Consider the following 17520-nt stretch of genomic DNA (forward strand, 5'->3'; position numbering starts at 1 on the left):
CACCCCTTCCCATCCCGAACAGGACCGTGAAACGACTCCACGCCGATGATAGTGCGGATACCCGTGTGAAAGTAGGTAATCGCCAGGCTCTCCCTTGAAACCCCCCAGTACGAAAGTACTGGGGGGTTTTGCTTTTGCGGCGGCGATTATGATGAACCGCTGGCCTGGACGTTGCGACCAGTCCCCAATCCAACCTGCTTGACGCTTGCTATGAGAATCGCCTGCCTCGTCTTCGTCCTGGCCGCGGCAAAGATGAGTCCCGTCTTTGCCTCCGATTTCCTGGTGCCAGGTATCTATCGACTCGAAGCCGGTTCCAACCTGAGTGCGGCACAAAGGTTGCAAGGAAGGCCCGGCGAAGAGGATGTCGAGCACTTCGAACATGCCATTCCCGCAGCAGCGGATGCGACATATGCCGTGGTTTCGTATGAGTCCGATTCCCATCGAAACAAGCTGATCTTCCTTGTCGATCAGAATTACCGCACCGACATCAATGGTGCCAACAGGCTTTGCGTCGCCTATGCGTTTCCGGCTTGGAACGACTACTCAAAGTCCCAGCCATTTTGCCGAACCAATATCGGCACCGGCGAAGCCATGCTAAGGGGGAGCGATTCAGCATTTACGGTCGCCTGGCAGCCCAGGAGAGCATTCAAGCGCAGCGAGGCAGTTCCGCCCAATCGTCGACCCACCCCAGACGAAGTCGGTGCTTGCGCGCTCGGCGTCTGCGAACCGGCGGCTTACGGCCGGGCAATCCACCACTATGAAACGACATACTATGCCGATCGCTTCAAACTGGTGACGCCGCGCACCTATGGCGACATCCTCTACCTCGAAAAGGCGGTGCCAGTCTTCGCGCAGGCAGATCGTGCGTCGCCAGTCGCCAGCCTGGACGCCGGGAGCTTTGTCGCCGTTCTTGCCAGCAGACGGGATTGGTACGAAGTCGAGCATGTCCATCGGGACGGATCGGCTTTCCATGGCTGGATCGACCGGGATGATTTGTTCGAACTGAAGTGGGTTGAGCAGAAGGCCAGCACAAAGGACTTTCGCTTTCGCGTCGCCTTTCGTCCTGATAATGACGCGCCAGAGGCTGCAGTGCCGGTGGCCATCGAGGTGCTGGACCGAAGAACCGGTCGGCGCCTGCAGGTCCTTCGCGACTTCGATTCAGAGGGACAAACCGCCGACAAGGAATTCCTGCAAGTCGTCGACGCCAATTTCGATGGCCACCCGGACATAAGCATCTTCGGCATGTCGGGTGGCGCAGGTCCAAACAACACCACGCACTTCTTTCTGTTCGATCCGGTTGCGCGGCAATTCGTCCATAACGAGGAGTTGTCCAATTTGCCGCAGATATCCATTGACGCCAGTCGCCATGCGGTGATGTCGGCACAGCGTGGTAGTTGCTGCAGTCACTCCGCTCAGACTTTTCGCTATATCGACGGGAAGCTGACACTGGTTGCCGAATGGGACGAGAGCTTGTCGGCAGACGGGAAATGGCTGGTGACGACGTCCGGAGACCTGGAGAACGGCAAGATGCGCTACCGGACCAAACGAAAGAAGGCGCAGTAGAGCTGATCTGCCCCCAAAGCGGCATCACCGACAGGATGCATGCCGTTGGCCTTGCATTCTCATCCACGCCCTTCGACGTACAAAAAGAACTCGACCCGCTCACCCGCATATTCCATCGACTGGCCAAACGTAATCCAGCCATGGCCCCTGAGCGTGACTTCGTCGCGGCGCAGAACGAACTCATCTTCGCCATCGATGGTGACGTGCGTGCCATTCGAGCTGCTGTCGATCAGCACATATCTGCCCGCGCGAGACTCGACCGTGGCCTGGAATCTCGACGCTTGCCGGTCCGAAACGACAATGCTCATGCCACTATCACGGCCGATGGTCACCGGCAGGGATGCGGCGTTCATTTCGAGCAGCGTCTCCCGGTACCTTAGCGTGAGCAGCGCGGAGCGCAGCGAGCGCGGACTTGCGTTGGCCATGACGGTCATGTCGGCGTTCTGCTCCCATATTGCTTCGAACAACTCGACTGGCGGTTCCTTGCCGCGCACCTGGATCGGATACAGGTAGCGCGTCATCTGGCGCAGCCTTGCAGACAGGTGTTCCACCGCATCCTTGCTGGTGATGATCTGGCCGCGTGACGCGAGCTTCGTCAGGCGAGCCGCGAGATTCACGGTGTCACCAAATACGTCGCCCGATTCGTCTGACAAGACCGGTCCATGGTGAAAGCCGATATGGACCGACATGGGAACACTGGCGATGGGAGGAAGTTGAGAAACAGCCACTTGCATGTCGAGTGCCGCCTGCATCGCCTGTTCGGCCGAGGGAAACAGCACCATGACCTCGTCTCCGATCGTCTTGACGACCCGGCCCTGGGATGCGCCGGAGCAGGACTTCATGACAGAGATACAGCGGCCGATGGCACCGAAGGCAACCGTATCGCCGGCCAATTCATATAGCCTTGTGCTGCCACTGACGTCCGCGAACATCACCGAGCCATCGGACGCCTCAGGTTTCGGTTCTCGGTCCATATGCATCTCAATCCGTTCGGTCGATCAGCTGGCCGTCAAAGCGTTTGTCCGCAAATCGCGAGCTTCCACCTTTGGCATTCTAGGCACCGTCACCGGGCTTGCCCAACCTGCATAGACGGGATTTCTCGCAATAGTGCGGCCGCGTACGCTGGTGCCGGCCCGCCACCGCCTAATCGGCCTTAACGGAGCGCATACTCGGGCTGGCCGGAGGGTTCCGGCACGTGACCCGGATGCGACCCGGATGCGACCCGGTTGGTGGCTCCTTGGTGTCAGGGAGGTGAAATGGACGAGATGCAAGCGCGTTTCCTGGCGCTGTGGTCGCGCAGTGGCGGCATCCACGCCGAAGCCGTCCATGCCGACCTGGTGCTGCATTACGCCGAACCGGCGCGCCACTATCACACCCTGCGGCACATCCGCCGCTGCCTGCGCGATCTCGATTGGGCGCGTGGCGCGGTCCCCGATCCCGACGCCGTGGAACTGGCGCTGTGGTGCCATGACGTGATCTTCATTCCCGGCGCCAGGGACAACGAGCAGCGCAGCGCCGAGTGGTTCCTGCGCTGGGCGGGGGATGGCATCCCGGCGGCGGGGCGCATTGCCGACATGATCCTGGCGACCACGCACACCGCAGTGCCGGCCGACCCGGATTGCGCCTTTGCCGTCGATATCGACCTCGCGGTTCTCGGGGGCGGACGCACGCGCTTTCGTCAGGACGGGGCGCGCCTGCGGGCCGAGCGTCCCGATCTCGACGATCTGGTCTATGACGCCCGCGAACGGGCTGTGCTGGATGCGCTGCTGGCCCGTCCCCGCATCTATTACACGGAATTATTCCAGGCCCGCTGCGAAGCCCGCGCCCGTCGCAACCTGACGTGGCGGCTTGGCCGGCCGGCGCCGCATTGAGCCGCAGACGCCATCGATCGAGGAGACCTCCATGTCCCAGCGTGCCAGAGCAACAGTGAGCGGAGCCCGGCGTTCGACCCCGCGAACGGCGCCAGGCCGCCGGGCAACGGAGGAGGGCAGCGGCAACCAGACGCCATCCTCCCCGGTTCGCCGCATCAATATTGCGCTGCAGGGCGGCGGCAGCCACGGGGCGTTCAGTTGGGGCGTGCTCGACCGCCTGCTGGAAGACGGCCGCATCGAGGTCGACGGCATCAGCGGTACCAGCGCCGGCGCGGTCAATGCCACCGTGCTTGCCTACGGCATTGTCAGCGGCGGGCGCGAGGGGGCGCGCCAAATGCTTGAAGCGTTGTGGCGCGGCGTCGCCGAATGCGCGCGAATGAGTCCTCTGCAACCCACCTGGTTCGACCGGATGCTGGGGCTCGACCGGTTGAACCTGTCGCCCGGGTGGCTGCTGTTTGACCATATCACCCGTTTTTTTTCTCCCTACCAGCTCAATCCGTCCAATCTGAACCCGCTGCGCGACATGCTGGTCAAGATGATCGATTTCGATATCTTGCGCAACTGCCGCAGCCCCAGGCTCTTCCTGTGCGCCACCAATGTATTGAGCGGCCGCATGCGGGTGTTCACCAATCACGAGATCGGCATCCAGGCGGTGCTGGCGTCGAGTTGCCTGCCCAGCTTGTTCCAGGCTGTGGAGATCGAAGGGGAGTATTACTGGGACGGCGGCTACATGGGCAACCCGCCCATCTACCCGCTGATCTACGAGACCGACAGCCGCGATGTACTGATCATCCGCATTAATCCGATCCGCATTCCCGATGTGCCGACTACGGCACGCGAAATCCTCGACCGCGTCAATACGCTGAGTTTCAACTCGTCGCTGATGCGGGAAATGCGCGCGATTGAGTTCGTCTCCCGGCTGATCGACGAAGGCGCGCTGGATCCGGCGCAATACCGGCGCATGTTCATCCATAACATCGATGCCGAGACCGAGATGGCCCGGCTTGGGGTATCGAGCAAATTCAACGCTGACTGGCACTTCTTGCGCGAGCTCTACACGCTGGGGCGCGAGCGCGCCGATAGCTGGCTGAAAGCCAACTTCAGCGCGCTGGGAGCGCGGTCGTCGACGGATATTCTTGAGACTTTCCTGTGAGGAAGATGGCGTGCCTGCAGGCGTCCGGAGACCCGTCTGGGAGGCGGTTCGCAGGGACGCCGGCGACCTCGCGTTACGCGGCGGCCAAATCGCTTGCGCGTGGCCGCCGCTCCGGTTTCTCACTGGGTCGCTCAGAACGGCTTCTTCACCGCCGGATCGCCGTGGCCCGCAAACAGCTTCAATGTCAGGCGCTGCGCCAGGTTCCCGTAGGGCGGATAAAACAGCGCGATGGGAAAGAAGCGATGCCGCTTGAATACCGTGCGCGCATGCGACAACTCGCGAAAGCCCTCTTCACCGTGATAATTGCCCATGCCTGACTGGCCCACGCCCCCGAAGGGGGCGTCGTGGTTGACCACATGCCACGCCCAGTCATTGATCGTGACACCGCCCGAATGCGTGCGCGCGAGCAGCTTGCCGCGCTCGGACGCGTCATGGCTGAAGCAATACAAAGCCAGCGGGCGCGCTTGCCGCTGCACCATTTCGATGGCCTGCTCGTGCGTGTCGTAGGGCACCACCGGAAGGACGGGCCCGAAGATCTCTTCGCGCATCAGCGTCATATCCGGTGTGCAGTTCGTCACCACATGCAGCGGCAAGCGGCGTCCGGGGCCGATCTCGCCGCAGGGGATCACCGTCGCGCCCTTGGCGCGCGCATCCTCCAGCATGTCCTTGATGCGCGCAGCGTGGCGGTCGCTGGCCAGCGCCGTGTAATCCGCGTTCCGCGCGGTACGCTTGCCGTAGAGTTCGCCGAAGCTGTGGACCACCGCCTTGACGAATTCGTCCACGCGCTCGCGTGGCACCAGCGCGTAGTCGGGAGCCACGCAGACCTGTCCGCAGTTGATGCCCTTGCCATGCGCGATGCGCCGGGCGGCCTCGCGCACCGGATAGTCGCGCAGGACGATCGCGGGCGACTTGCCGCCCAGCTCCAGCGTGACCGGTGTGAGATTGCGCGCTGCCTGGCCCATGACGATACGGCCCACCGCCGGCGAACCGGTGAAGACGATATGGTTGAATGGCAGGGCGGTGAAGGCGCCTGGGTCCGCGAGTTCGCCGCCGACCAGCGCCACGTGGTCTTCGGCGAAGACCTCGCCCAACATCTGCCTGAGCGTGGCGTTGGTTGCCGGCGTGGTCTCCGGCATCTTGATCATGACGCGGTTGCCCGCTGCCAGCGCCGCCACCAGCGGCCCCAGCGACAGGTAGACCGGGAAATTCCAGGTGGCAATCACGCCGACGACGCCCTTGGGCTGGTAAGTCACGCGCAGGCTGTTGCTGGCAAAAAGCAGTTCCGGCCGGCGGCGGCTTGCACGCATCCAGCGGCGCACATGCGAGATCGCGTGATTGATCTCCAGCGTGGTCGGCAGCACTTCCAGCATCTTTGTTTCCGCGAGGGAACGCTCGCCGAAATCCCGGTCGATCGCCTCGGCGAGCACGTCCTGGTATCGCAGGAGTTGCCTCTTGAGCGCGCGCAGGTGCTGGCGCCGCTGCCCGGCATCGGGGCAGGGGTTTTGCAGGAAGGCGTGGCGTTGTGCCTCGAACACCGACTCCATGCGGGCGCTAACGATGGCTTGCTCAGCCAGTTGCTCTGTCAGCGTGCGGTCGTTCATGCCGACCTCCGCTGTTCCGTGCCTTGCGGGGCCGCATCGGCGTCCGCTTCCGGTTCCACATAAGCGCGCCCCCCGAAGCGCAGCGCCGAATGCTCTCGACGCGACTGGACCAGTGGGTAGAACATCTGGATGTACCAGCGCTCCTGCCCGAACAGCCGGTCGTCCTGCAAGCCAATCCCCGCTGGGTATTTGCGCGTGATGTGCGCCGAGCCGAAGAGGATGTCCCAGAAAAACAGGAGATTGCCGAAGTTGCCCTTGTAATGCCCGATCCCATCGTCGTTGGTGATCGCGTGGTGCGCCCAGTGCGTGGCAGGCGTCGAGATGGTCCGCTCCAGGATCCACATCAGCGGGCGCAATGCGCGGATCCGGTACAAGGGCTCGTCCCAGCGCCATGCGCTGTGCGCCCCAAGGATCACCGTCAGCTTGATGACAAGGTACGCACCATAGACCTTGGCAAAGCCCAGGTAGAGCAGGACACCGGCAATCCACAGCCCCGGCATCATCAGGTAGTAGAAGAAGTTGTTGCGGTACGTCACGCGGATGCTCATGTACTGCGCGGTATGGTGCGCGCGGTGCAAGGGCCACAGCAGCGGCGAATGCGATATGCGGTGCCACCAGTACTGGGTCATGTCGTCGCAAACCAGCAGGATCGCGGCCATGGCCCACCACGGCAGGTTCGCCCACGCCCCTCGCTGCTCCGGCATGAGCCAGGCGCAAAGCTCGCCCGTGACGAGCAGGACCAGGGGCTGCGTGATGGCGATCAGGCTCAGGAACATGGCCAGTTCCAGCCTGGTGTCGTCCTGGGTGGCGTTGACGCTCGTCTGGTAGCGGCGCGTAACAAACTCCATGCCGGCAAAGCCGAGCATGACGACCGCGATCAGCATGTTCTGTAGTTGCATACTCATTGGGGGGTGTCTCCGATCTTGCTCTATGGTCTGAACGGTCCAGGCCTTCTGGCGCCATCAGGTCCGAACGACTTTAGGCTTGCCGGGGTAATGCGTCCAATGCATACTATGCAACGTTCCAATGCGTCAGGAGCAACGCAACATGATGGACCTTCGCCGTCTCAGCCATGTCCTGGCGCTCGCCGATGCACTGCATTTCGCGCGGGCGGCCGAGCGGGTCCACCTCAGCCAGCCGGCCTTCAGCCGCAGCATCCAGGCCATCGAAAGCGATCTCGGCATCCGCCTGTTCGACCGTGACGTGGGCGAGGTCAGGCCGACTCCGGCGGGCGAGTTCGTGATCGAACGGGCGCGCAGGCTGCTGTTCGATGCGCGCTGCCTGCAGCGCGATGTCGATCTTTATCGCGACAGCCGGGTGGGCGATACCGCCTTCGGGGCCGGACCATTCCCGGCCGCCACCCTCATGCCACGGGCGTTGTCCGAATTGCGCCGCCTCTATCCCAGGGTTGCCTTGCGCGTCGAGGAGAGCAACTGGAAGCAGTTGCTGGAACGCTTGCGCGCGGAGGATATCGAGTTCTTTGTCGCGGACGTGCGGGATTTGCCGGAAGATGCGGCTCTGGAGATCCGGCCGGTGGGCGCCCAGCGCGGCGGCTTCTACGTTCGTGCATCGCATCCGCTGGCCTCGCGTCAGTGCACATTGACCGAGGCCTGGCACTACGGTGTCGCGGCCACGAAAGTACCGCGCATCGTGAAGGCCGAACTGGCAAGGGTGCTTGGATTGCCGGCGGGCCAGGAAGCCCCGCTTGCGCTTGAGTGCGACGACTTCACCATCCTCCGGTCCGTGGCCTTGTCCACTGACACCGTCCTGGCCGCGACGCTGACGTCGGTGCAGGCCGATATCGATGCCGGCGCGCTGCTCCCGTTGCATATCCTGGGACTGCCGGCGCTGTACTCCGAGATGGGTGTCGTGAGCCTTCGCAACCGCACGCCGTCGCCCATGGCGCAACATGCCATCGCGTGCATCAGCCGGGTCGCCAGTGAGGTCAACATATAGCCAGCGAGGCGAGGGCGGTGGCACGCACCAGGGGCTCTGTCCGAGCGTGCCGAAAAGGGTGCCGCGACTACGCCGGGCCGCCTTGATCCTGGCCTCGCCATTGCCCGGGTTTGACCACTACCGGCTCCGCTGGCTGGGCCATGAAGTGCAGCGACATGATCTGCACCCCGTTGCGGTTGAATTCGTCCTGGATCTCGGCGTGCAGGGACGACAGCGCCTGCGGGCGTAAAGCGGGATCGTCGATGGCCACCATCAGCTCGTACTCCACGTAATAGTCGGACAGCGCCCGCTGGAGCACGAACGGCGTGGGCACCATGGCGACATGCCGCATGCGCGATGCCGCCGCCAGCAGCATGGCGTGGACCTGCCGCCATGGCGTGTCATAGCCGATGGTGACGGTGGTTGCAACCAGGGCGCCACGGTCCGTGGCATGGCGCGAATAGTTGACGATGGGAGAGGCCACCACGACGGCATTGGGAATGGTGATCTCTTCATTGCGCACGTTGACCAGCTTGACCGATAGCGTATCGAGCGACATCACCGTGCCGGTGTTTTCCCCCAGCGTGACGAAGTCGCCGCGCTTGAGCGCGCGCGAGTAGACCACCACCATGCCGCTCATCAGTTGATTGACGATGCCCGCCGATCCCAGCGTGATCATGAAGCCGAACAGCACGCTCAGGCCCTTGAAGACGTCGCTCTGCGAGCCAGGCAGGTAAGGGTACGCGAAGACGAAGCCCAGTGCCCACACCAGCAGCACCACGACACGGCGCGTGGCGCCCGCGGTTTCGCGATGCATGCCGGTTAGCTCCAGCCTGCCCCGCTGCGCAGCTTCGAAGATGTTGTTCACCATGGCATGCACGGCGCGCGTGATCAGCAGGATCACAATCGCGGTGATGATGCCCGGCAACGCCTGGATGCCGCTCAGCGCAATGCGGGTGAGCAAGCCAAACAGCATCGCACCCAGTCGGGCTCCCATCGGCTGCGACGCAGGGAACTGCTCCAGCACGAAGATCAGCCACAGGTAGAGCAGCAGCATGAAAAGGAAGAGTGCGATCAGCTGAACCAGTTGCCGTGCCAGCTGATAAGCCGATCCCGTCCAGTCGAAGCCACGGGAGGTGCGGCTGAGCAGGTGTGCCTCTATGATCCGCTGCATGGAGGCATAGGCCTAGGCGCGCAGGCGCGCAATCGCCCAGCTCAGCAGCCCAAGAAGCGCGCTGGCCAGCAATGTCAGCGCTACGCCCCGTATCAGCACCGGCCAGCGCATCTGGTCGCGCCGCGCGGTCATGGCCTGTTGCAGGCGCTCGGCGATCTGGCGTACGTCGGCATCAAAGGCCGTGGTATCGCCGCGGCTCGCGGTCATGTTCGACGTACGAAAACACAAGCCGGTTGCCGATGCGAAAGGCCACGCCGTCTTCGCCGTCCAGTCTGTTGGATACCCATTGGACAGGCAGGGCGAGTTCGGCACGTGTCAGGCTGGCGAGGTTGGCCTCGGCACGCTCGCGCCGGGCCTCGGGCGGCACGCCGGCCAGGGTTGCGCGGAACGAGGCGATGGGGCGGTCCAGCAGGGTTACCGTAGGTACCGCCGGTCGTTCAATGGCGCCGGAATCCTGCGGGGCGCTTTGCGCATGGAGCGTCCCGCAGGCCGCGGCGAGGATCACCCAGATCAGGCTGTTCAACAACTTAAACCAATCGCGCATTGCCACGGCAGGCCCTCAATGGATCGCAGCAGGTCCAGATCTCATTCCAGCGCGCAGGCGCGGTCCTGATCCTGATCATTTCCAGTTAGCGTAAGTCCGCGGCCAGCCAAGCGGAATTCACATTTTTCGACGCGCGATATTAGGACTTCAACGCGGGAGAGTCCCGGTCGTCGCCTGACTGCCGCGGCGCTAGAAGCTGGCGGCCAGCCCCAGCGAGACGCCCGATACGTTGTTGCCGAATACGTAGCGCACCACGGCGCGTATGCGCGTCACGAACACTTCATGCGCGCTGGTATCGAGTTCCAGGCCCGTGCCCAGGGTCGTCAGGTTGGTGAATCCGAGGATTTCGGACTGGCTGCCAAGATAGCGCGAGTGCGAAAGTTCCAGTACATAGCGCACGGGCCGGTCCAGGGCGCGCAGCCCCGTGGGCGCGCGCCAGCGCGCGTACAGGTTGGCGGTCTGGGCAGAGGCCGATCCCTGCACGGCTTCCGAACTGCCGCCGAAGCTCTGGAGATGGATATTGGTGTATCGCAACTCGAGGTCGATCTCGTGGGTTTCCCGGTAGTGCTCCCAGTCCAGCATGACCGAGCCGCCTAGCCCGTAGGCGTTCAGGGTGCCGTGGTCCAGGAAGTTGATCTGCCGGTCGGTGATGCGCTCCGTGACAAACTTGGCCACCGAGAGATCGCTGGCTACATAACCCAGGGAGAAGTTGAAGATGGGCCGGAACACCAGTTCCTTGTTCTCCGTCAGGGGGAAATCCCAACCAATCCCGCCGGTGGCGGAGACCGTGTTCCACTTGGCCGGCACGGATCTCGATTCTGTTCCATTGGACGCAACGAACTGGGGATCGTACCGGCTATAGGCGATAGCGCCCTCGAGGTAGATTGGAAATGACTTGCTCATGGTCGCGCCGCCGCCTAGCTGCGACATCACGATGCCGGGGTTGCCGGAGCTGGCGTTGTTGATCGACAACGAACTGGAAGTCAGGTCCGGCACCACGGAATAAGACATTAGCGACAGCACGCCGTTGGCGCGCTTCTGCACGCTGGCGTTCAGGAAACTAAAGTCGGGGGCGCCCTGGGCGCCAGCCAGCGCAGGCGCAAGCATCAACGCGCCAATGGCGATCCGGCTGCGGAAAGCCGCGCCGAGGGGCCAGGATCGGCTACGCCGTTGCATGGCGAAACGCGATTCGAGCGGATAGTGCTTCATCTCAACACCTTCGTTCCAACTCTTGCGCAATGGCCCGGATCGAGACGGCACGGCCAACGCCGATGGCCATGGGGAGCCTGGGCTCGTTCCCCCCCAAGATATAACGTAGACGTCAATGATGACGGTATAACGGCTCAGGTACGTTCAATTTCCTTTTGCGCCTACATGAATTGTTTCGATGCCACTTGCATCCGCGGAATGCTCTGCATTTCTGTCCATCTGTTTTCCTATTTTGTTTAAGGTGGACCAAAGAGATTTTGAATTGCCACGCCTGTTAGCCGTCGCATATTGTGCAGACTGGCCGGGCATCCAGGAAAGCCGCTGGGCGCCAGCGTGTGGATTGAGCCGATGTCTGTCTTTTCGTGGAGAGGCAAAAATGCGTCGCTTGAGAGTGTTGGCCACCTGGTGGCTTGGGCTGCTTCTGCTGATCCCGGCCGGCGCTTCGCTGGCGCAGTCCAAGCTCGATCACGGACAACTGGACCAGCTCATGGCGCCGATTGCCCTTTACCCTGACGCCTTGCTTTCCCAGGTGCTGATGGCGGCGACCTACCCGGAAGACGTGGCGGCGGCAGCGGCATGGTCGAAATCAAACCCCAGCCTCTCCGGGGATGCGGCCACCAAAGCCGTGGCCGGGGAGCCCTGGGATCCCAGCGTGCAATCGCTGGCGGCATTCCCTTCGGTGCTGGACCTGATGGGCAGGCAGCCACAGTGGGTGCAGTCGATCGGCAACGCCTTTCTCGACCAGCCCAATGACGTGATGGATTCCGTGCAGCGCTTGCGTGTGCAAGCGCAAAAGGCGGGCAGCCTGAAGACGACCGAGCAGCAGAAGGTGGTGACGCAGACCACCGGCGGCACCACGGTGGTGCAGATTGAGCCGGCGAATCCGCAGGTGGTGTACGTACCTGCCTATAACCCCACCGTGGTTTATGGCGCATGGCCCTATCCGGCCTATCCACCCGCCTATTACCCCCCGCCTCCCGGCTCAACGTTTGCCTCGGCCATGGTCGCCGGGATCGGGTTTGGTCTTGGCGTTGCGGCGGTAAACTCGATGTGGGGCGGATTCAACTGGAACAACCATGACGTGAATATCAACGTCAATCGCTATAACAACGTCAATGTCAACAACCGGCTCAACGTCAATAGCGCCAATACCAACTGGCAACACAATCCGGCGCACCGCGGCAATGTCCCGTACAACAACCCGAACGTGAGCAGCCGCTACGACCAGCAGCGCCAGGCCGGGCTTTCCAGCCGGCAACAGGGCGCGCAAAGAGCCGCACCCGCGCCGGGCTCCCGGGATGCGGCCCGCGACCGCGCAGCCCAGTCGATGGAGAGCCGTACCGGGCAATCCATCCCCGGCCATGGTGGTGCGGGAGAAAACCGCGCGGCAGCGCGCGGCGCGGCCGGCGAGCAACGCAACCCAGCCGGCGCCGACCGGCAACGGGCCGACCACGCCGATGCACGCAGCCGCTCGCGCGATGCCAATCGAGACAGCGCGTTGCGCGATGCGGGCAATGGCGACAAGGTGAGGCAGCAATCGCAGCGCGCGGCCAGGGATAGCGGCGGCGCGCGGCAACAGGCCGCACCCAGGGCCGCGGCCCGCGATCCGGGCCAGCCCAGGGCGGCGGCACCCCAGCGCGGTGGTGGAGGGGGAGGGGGCCACCCTGGCGGTGGTGGTGGATTTGGCGGCCATGGTCGGAGATAAGCATGATACGCAACTTCGTAGGTGCCCGAACCGCGCGTGGGCTGCGCGTCCTGGTGGCCGCGGCAGCGCTCGCGATCGCCGCACCGGTCTTTGCCCAGCATGCATATCCCACGCCGGAGGCGGCGGCGAATGCCTTGGTCGATGCCATCTCGAGTAGTGACAATGATGCGCTCAAGCAGGTGTTGGGCCCGCAATATCCATTCTTGATACCGGAGGGTGGCGTGCATCGCGATGACATCTATGCTTTCCTGGCCGCCTGGGCCAGGCAACACCAGATCGAGAAGACCGGCGACAACCGGGCCAGTCTCGTCGTGGGCGAGAGTGGCTGGTCGTTTCCGATTCCCATGGTCAAATCCGGCGATGGCTGGAAGTTTGACCTGCGTGCCGGCCAGCAGGAACTCCGCGCCCGGCGTCTCGGCCGCAACGAGCTGGAAACCATTGCCATGCTTCGCCAACTGGCCGAAGCCCAGCAGCAATACGCCACGGAGGTCGGTAACGGCGCCTATGCCAAGCGCCTGGTAAGCCGGGCCGGTAAGACCGACGGGCTGTATTGGCCAGCGGACTCCGAGGGCGACAAGAGTCCGCTCGGGCCTGATGCCCTGGTGATGGGGGCGGATACGCCCGCCGCGGAAGCGTTCCATGGCTACCATTACCGTATCGTCCCGCCGGGCAAGGGCAGCGACGCAAAGTATGTGTTCCTTGCCTGGCCGGTGGCGTATGGAAAGACTGGCGCGCACACATTCGCGCTCGACAGCAGCGGTACGGTCTATGCGCGGGACCTTGGCGCCGGCACGGCGTCGCGGGCCAAAGCGATGGGGACATTCGTACCGGATGCCGGCTGGGCGAAAGTGGAATAGGACTCGCGCGGGGACCTTGCCGGGATCACGGCACCCGTCATGGGATTCTCAAGAGCCGGGTGGCACATGTCGCATAATGCGGCTCTTTGTCGCTCAACGAGAGTTCCGCCGTCATGCCAACGATCCGCAAGCCCGCGACCCGGCCGCCAGGCCGGGCAAGCACGTCCGCTCGCAAGGGGGCGCCCGCGCGCCGTTCGGCGAAGGCACTCGCGGCAGGCACGGAGCAGCCACCCGCCATGCGCCCCCCGCGCCAGTCGCGCAGCGAGCAAAACCTCGACAAGATGGTCAAGGCCGGCCGTGCGCTTGCCGAGCAGCGCGGCAATCTGGATGAGATTTCGCTGAACGACGTGGTCGGCGCGGCAAACACATCGATTGGTGCCTTCTACGCGCGCTTCAAGGACAAGGAGGCTTTCCTCGCATTCATGCTCGAGGCCGCGCTGGCCGAAGCCGAAGCGATCACCCGGCAATCGATCGCGGAGGATCCGGTCTGGCAAACTGGCCCGGCATCCGCCATCGTCGAGCGCATCGTGCGCATCTACGTCGGCCGGTTCCGGCAGAACCGTGGCCTCTTCAAGGGATTCCTGCGCCATTACTCGGCCACAGGCAGCGGGGACAATCCCATGCGGCAAGCCAACCGGCGCGTGCAGGACTTGCTTGTGCCGTTGCTGGCCAGCCAGCTTGATTCGCCGCGGCCGGCCCATGCCACCTTCGAGGTACGGGTCGCCATTCAATTCCTGGTGGGCACGCTGGCCAATATATTGCTCAACGACCCGGGCCCGTTGCATCTCGAAGGACGCAAGCTGGAAACCCATCTCGTCAGGATGATGAGGCGCTACCTGCTGTTGCCGGAGGGTTAGCGCGCCTATGCGTCGCCGGCCGCAGGCGAGGATAGATAGCAATACAGCATCGCCGTGAGCCGTTGCTCCAGCCGCGGATCGTCCAGGGCCAGGCCGCTGGGCGCATGCAGCACGATGCTGGTCAGCGCGCTGATCACGAGTTGCACCGCGATCCGGGTCTCGCCGTCGGGTCCGGTAAAGCGCCCGGCGGCAACCTGGCTGGCCAGGCGCGGCACCATGGCGTCCAGGATCCGCCGGTTGGCCTCGCGGATAGGTTGCCACAGGGGATTCTGCGCAGGGCTATGCCGCATGTAGGCCGCAAACAGGCCGCGATGCCTGCGGAACAGGCCGACATAGAAACCAACGATACGGCCGCAGATCGCGGCAGCGGGCCCTGCGTTCCAGGTCGGGTCCGTGGCCAGCGAATAGTCCAGCTCGGCTCGCAATTCAGCCAGTGTGTCTTCCAGCACCAGCGCGCAGAAGGTCTCCTTGTCCGGAAACCGGGCATAGAAGGCCCCGATCGAGGTGGAAGCGGCGCGCACGAGATCGGCGAGGGAAAACCCGGTCAGGCTGCCGGCCTCGTTGATCAGCGTCCGGCCGGCCGCCAGCATGGCCTTGAGGGTGGCTTCGCTGCGTTCCTGACGGGGTTGTTTCAGCCCGGCGCGCAACGTGGTCGCCGCAGTGTCCGCCGGGATGGTGGTTTCTGCTGTCATACGTCATAGGTGATTGCGACCGGCCGCTCCTGGCGCGGACGCGCCTGGCAAGTCAGGATCCAGCCGGCAGCAAGCTCGTCGGCGCCGAAGACATCGTTGCGCTCATGAACCACCGCGCCATCGATGCACTTGGCCGCGCACGATCCGCAATAGCCCTCCTCGCAAGCATAGGGCGCATCCACGCCGCAGGCGAGCGCGGCTTGCAGCAGTGACTGGCCGCTGGCGACACGCACGACATGCAGTGCGCCGCCGAGGATTACCTTGGCATCGCAAGCCACCGCGCTGGTTGCCGCCGGCAATGCCGCACGGATCGCCGAGCCAGCCTCAGGCTCCGGCATGGGAGCGTCGAATCGCTCCAGATGCACGCGCCCGCGCGCCATCCCGGCCGCCTCGGCCGCTTCCAGTACGGTCTGCATGAATGGCCCCGGCCCGCACAGATAGAGCTGGCATTGCGCAACGGACGAGAGCAGGGCGGCAATCTTGCCGCGCTCGGGAAAGCCATCGGCATCGTCGCAGTGCATATGCACAGCGAGGCGATCCGGATTGCCCCGCGCCAGGGCGGCAATCTCCGCCGCGAAGATCGTGCTGCGCGTATCTCGGTTGGCGTAGAAGAGCGTCATCCTGCGGCGCGTGGATGCCAGCGCCGACCGGATCATCGAGAGGACCGGCGTAATGCCGCTGCCCGCCGCGCAGAAGACGAGCGGGGCGTCCATGTTCTCGCAGACGAAGCGGCCAGCCGGCGCGCTCACCTCCAGCCGGGTTCCGGCCCGGACATGGCCATGAAACCATCCCGACACGCGGCCATCGGGGATGCGCTTGACCGTGACAACCGGCAGGCCTCCCGCTTCAGGCGAGCTGGAAAGCGAGTAGCTCCGCAGCAGTATTTCCCCATCCACGTTTACCCGGAAGGTGAGGTGCTGCCCGGCACGGTAGGCGAAAGATTGCTGCAGCGCGTCGGGGATCGAAAGCGTGTAGGAGCAAGCATCTTCGGTCTCCCGAGTGACCTGCGCGACAGTCAGATTGTGGAACTGCATCAATGTCTCCCGGCTTCTCCGGACCCTGTGCCGGGTCCTTGAATTAACAAGAAAGAGAATTATGATTCTGTTTATAGCCGGAAGCCAACGCAAATTCAAGACAGGTCCCAACTCCGGCTAAGCAGGCATGGAGACCGGTCGAAACCCATGAGCGCCAAAGGAGATTGCATGTCATCCGTTCAACGTTACACGCTGCCGGTGGTACAGACGGGCTGGTCGATCGGCAGCCAGGTTGCCACCGAGTTCAACTGGGAATACGACAACGAGAATTCCAAACTGCTGCAGCTCTATGAAACCAGCAAGAAGCAGCAATGGAACGCCACCGACCGGATCGACTGGTCGCAGGAACTCGATCCCGAGAACCCGCAGGAACTCGATGACCGGATGATCCCGATCTACGGCACGCCGCTCTGGGAAAAGATGGGCAAGCACGACCGCATCGAAGTGCGCCGCCACCAGCAGGCGCATTCGCTGTCGCAGTTCCTGCATGGCGAGCAGGGCGCCCTGATGGTTTCGGCGCGGATCGTGCAGATGGTCCCGGACATGGATGCCAAGTTCTATGCCGCCACGCAGACCATGGACGAAGCACGTCACGTGGAGGCCTATTCGCGCCTGCTGCACGAGAAGGTCGGCATCCTCTATCCCATCACGCCGGGACTCAAATCCTTGCTTGAGAGCATCCTGACCGATTCGCGCTGGGACTTCTGCTATCTGGGCATGCAGGTGCTGGTGGAGGGGCTTGCGCTGGCCGCGTTCCAGCGCATTCGCGACTTCTCCAAGAATCCGCTGGCCGCATCGATCAACGCCTACGTGATGCAGGACGAGGCGCGCCACGTTGCATTCGGCCGCACTGCGCTGCGCGGTTTCTATCCGCAGGTGACGGAGGCCGAGCGCAAGGAGCGCGAGGACTTTGTGATCGAGGCTTGCTACATGATGCGCGACCGCTTCGACCAGAAGGAAGTCTGGGGCCGCCTCGGGCTGCCGGAGGAGGAGTGCGCCAAAGCAGTGCGGGAGTCCGAAACCATGCGGCAATTCCGCCAGCGGCTGTTCAGCCGCATCGTCCCCACAGTCAAGGATATCGGCCTGTGGAGCCCGCGCGTGCAAAGTGCATTTGCCGACATGGGCGCTATCGAGTTTGCCAATGTCGACGTGGAAGCGCAGTTCGCGCAGGATCAGAAGATTGCCGAGGAGTTCGACGCGCGTCGCGTTGTCATGGCCTCCATCGGCGCGGTCCAGTCCGAAGCAGAGCATTGAAACGCTGCGGCTAGCCTGGGAGGCGGGCAATCCGCTTCCCGGCGTCCCCCGCGCGGCATGCGGAATCATCA

Annotated in this window: 17 protein-coding genes and 1 rRNA gene; 9 read left to right on the top strand and 9 right to left on the bottom strand. The window is 63.6% G+C overall.

Annotated features, from left to right (window positions below):
- Both rrf and AC1DS6_RS30790 read left to right on the top strand, forming a co-directional pair.
- A 5S ribosomal RNA gene (gene rrf, locus AC1DS6_RS30785) occupies positions 1 to 88 on the top strand; the annotation flags it as partial.
- 122 nt (positions 89 to 210) lie between these two features.
- Positions 211 to 1563 (top strand): XAC2610-related protein, encoded by a 1353-nt coding sequence (locus AC1DS6_RS30790; protein WP_441629627.1) that lies wholly within the window; start codon positions 211 to 213, stop codon positions 1561 to 1563.
- Positions 1564 to 1622: 59 nt separating this feature from the next.
- On the opposite strand, the gene AC1DS6_RS30795 is transcribed toward AC1DS6_RS30790, so the two are convergent.
- Complete coding sequence (locus tag AC1DS6_RS30795) at positions 1623 to 2537, bottom strand: adenylate/guanylate cyclase domain-containing protein (RefSeq protein WP_477103846.1); 915 nt, start codon at positions 2535 to 2537, stop codon at positions 1623 to 1625.
- A gap of 282 nt (positions 2538 to 2819) precedes the next feature.
- On the opposite strand from AC1DS6_RS30795, the gene AC1DS6_RS30800 reads away from it, so the two are divergent.
- Together AC1DS6_RS30800 and AC1DS6_RS30805 are read left to right on the top strand one after the other, a co-directional pair.
- Positions 2820 to 3434 carry an HD domain-containing protein gene (locus AC1DS6_RS30800; RefSeq protein ID WP_441629629.1) on the top strand — a complete coding sequence of 205 codons (615 nt, stop codon included), beginning with the start codon at positions 2820 to 2822 and terminating at the stop codon, positions 3432 to 3434.
- A gap of 31 nt (positions 3435 to 3465) precedes the next feature.
- On the top strand, positions 3466 to 4587 hold the full coding sequence (locus AC1DS6_RS30805) for a patatin-like phospholipase family protein (protein ID WP_441629630.1): 1122 nt from the start codon (positions 3466 to 3468) through the stop codon (positions 4585 to 4587).
- Between the two features lie 131 nt (positions 4588 to 4718).
- Here the strand turns inward: AC1DS6_RS30805 and AC1DS6_RS30810 are convergent, their stop codons facing one another.
- Positions 4719 to 6188, bottom strand: a complete 1470-nt coding sequence (locus AC1DS6_RS30810) for a coniferyl aldehyde dehydrogenase (RefSeq protein WP_441629631.1) — start codon at positions 6186 to 6188, stop codon at positions 4719 to 4721.
- Positions 6185 to 7093 carry a sterol desaturase family protein gene (locus AC1DS6_RS30815; protein ID WP_441629632.1) on the bottom strand — a complete coding sequence of 303 codons (909 nt, stop codon included), beginning with the start codon at positions 7091 to 7093 and terminating at the stop codon, positions 6185 to 6187. The genes AC1DS6_RS30810 and AC1DS6_RS30815 overlap by 4 nt, the downstream gene beginning before the upstream one ends.
- A gap of 142 nt (positions 7094 to 7235) precedes the next feature.
- On the opposite strand from AC1DS6_RS30815, the gene AC1DS6_RS30820 reads away from it, so the two are divergent.
- Positions 7236 to 8144, top strand: coding sequence for a LysR family transcriptional regulator (locus tag AC1DS6_RS30820; RefSeq protein WP_441629633.1), 909 nt, complete (start codon positions 7236 to 7238; stop codon positions 8142 to 8144).
- Positions 8145 to 8211: 67 nt separating this feature from the next.
- Here AC1DS6_RS30820 and AC1DS6_RS30825 read toward each other — a convergent pair whose 3' ends face one another.
- The 4 genes from AC1DS6_RS30825 to AC1DS6_RS30840 form a co-directional block, all read right to left on the bottom strand.
- Complete coding sequence (locus tag AC1DS6_RS30825; RefSeq protein ID WP_441629634.1) at positions 8212 to 9297, bottom strand: mechanosensitive ion channel family protein; 1086 nt, start codon at positions 9295 to 9297, stop codon at positions 8212 to 8214.
- Positions 9298 to 9309: 12 nt separating this feature from the next.
- A complete protein-coding gene (locus AC1DS6_RS30830) occupies positions 9310 to 9504 on the bottom strand; it encodes a hypothetical protein (protein WP_441629635.1) in 195 nt (64 codons plus the stop codon).
- On the bottom strand, positions 9470 to 9820 hold the full coding sequence (locus AC1DS6_RS30835; RefSeq protein WP_441629636.1) for a hypothetical protein: 351 nt from the start codon (positions 9818 to 9820) through the stop codon (positions 9470 to 9472). Before AC1DS6_RS30835 ends, AC1DS6_RS30830 begins: the two co-directional genes overlap by 35 nt.
- Before the next feature lie 210 nt (positions 9821 to 10030).
- Positions 10031 to 11017, bottom strand: a complete 987-nt coding sequence (locus tag AC1DS6_RS30840; protein ID WP_441629679.1) for a hypothetical protein — start codon at positions 11015 to 11017, stop codon at positions 10031 to 10033.
- 409 nt (positions 11018 to 11426) lie between these two features.
- Here AC1DS6_RS30840 and AC1DS6_RS30845 point away from each other — a divergent pair, with 409 nt between their 5' ends.
- From AC1DS6_RS30845 to AC1DS6_RS30855, 3 genes are all read left to right on the top strand, one after another.
- Entirely contained in the window at positions 11427 to 12755 is a 1329-nt protein-coding gene (locus AC1DS6_RS30845) for a DUF3300 domain-containing protein (protein WP_441629637.1), read from the top strand.
- A 2-nt stretch (positions 12756 to 12757) separates the two neighbouring features.
- A complete protein-coding gene (locus AC1DS6_RS30850; RefSeq protein WP_477103847.1) occupies positions 12758 to 13612 on the top strand; it encodes a DUF2950 family protein in 855 nt (284 codons plus the stop codon).
- Positions 13613 to 13725: 113 nt separating this feature from the next.
- Positions 13726 to 14469 carry a TetR/AcrR family transcriptional regulator gene (locus AC1DS6_RS30855; protein WP_441629639.1) on the top strand — a complete coding sequence of 248 codons (744 nt, stop codon included), beginning with the start codon at positions 13726 to 13728 and terminating at the stop codon, positions 14467 to 14469.
- A gap of 5 nt (positions 14470 to 14474) precedes the next feature.
- On the opposite strand, the gene AC1DS6_RS30860 is transcribed toward AC1DS6_RS30855, so the two are convergent.
- Both AC1DS6_RS30860 and AC1DS6_RS30865 read right to left on the bottom strand, forming a co-directional pair.
- A complete protein-coding gene (locus AC1DS6_RS30860) occupies positions 14475 to 15161 on the bottom strand; it encodes a TetR/AcrR family transcriptional regulator (protein WP_441629640.1) in 687 nt (228 codons plus the stop codon).
- Positions 15158 to 16195 (bottom strand): 2Fe-2S iron-sulfur cluster-binding protein, encoded by a 1038-nt coding sequence (locus tag AC1DS6_RS30865; RefSeq protein ID WP_441629641.1) that lies wholly within the window; start codon positions 16193 to 16195, stop codon positions 15158 to 15160. Before AC1DS6_RS30865 ends, AC1DS6_RS30860 begins: the two co-directional genes overlap by 4 nt.
- 168 nt (positions 16196 to 16363) lie before the next feature.
- Here AC1DS6_RS30865 and AC1DS6_RS30870 point away from each other — a divergent pair, with 168 nt between their 5' ends.
- The gene (locus AC1DS6_RS30870; protein WP_477103848.1) at positions 16364 to 17449 is read left to right on the top strand and encodes a ferritin-like domain-containing protein; all 1086 of its coding nucleotides are present in this window, start codon (positions 16364 to 16366) and stop codon (positions 17447 to 17449) included.
- Positions 17450 to 17520 lie beyond the last annotated feature (71 nt).

The sequence above is a fragment of the Cupriavidus sp. 05L310 genome (assembly GCF_056398185.1).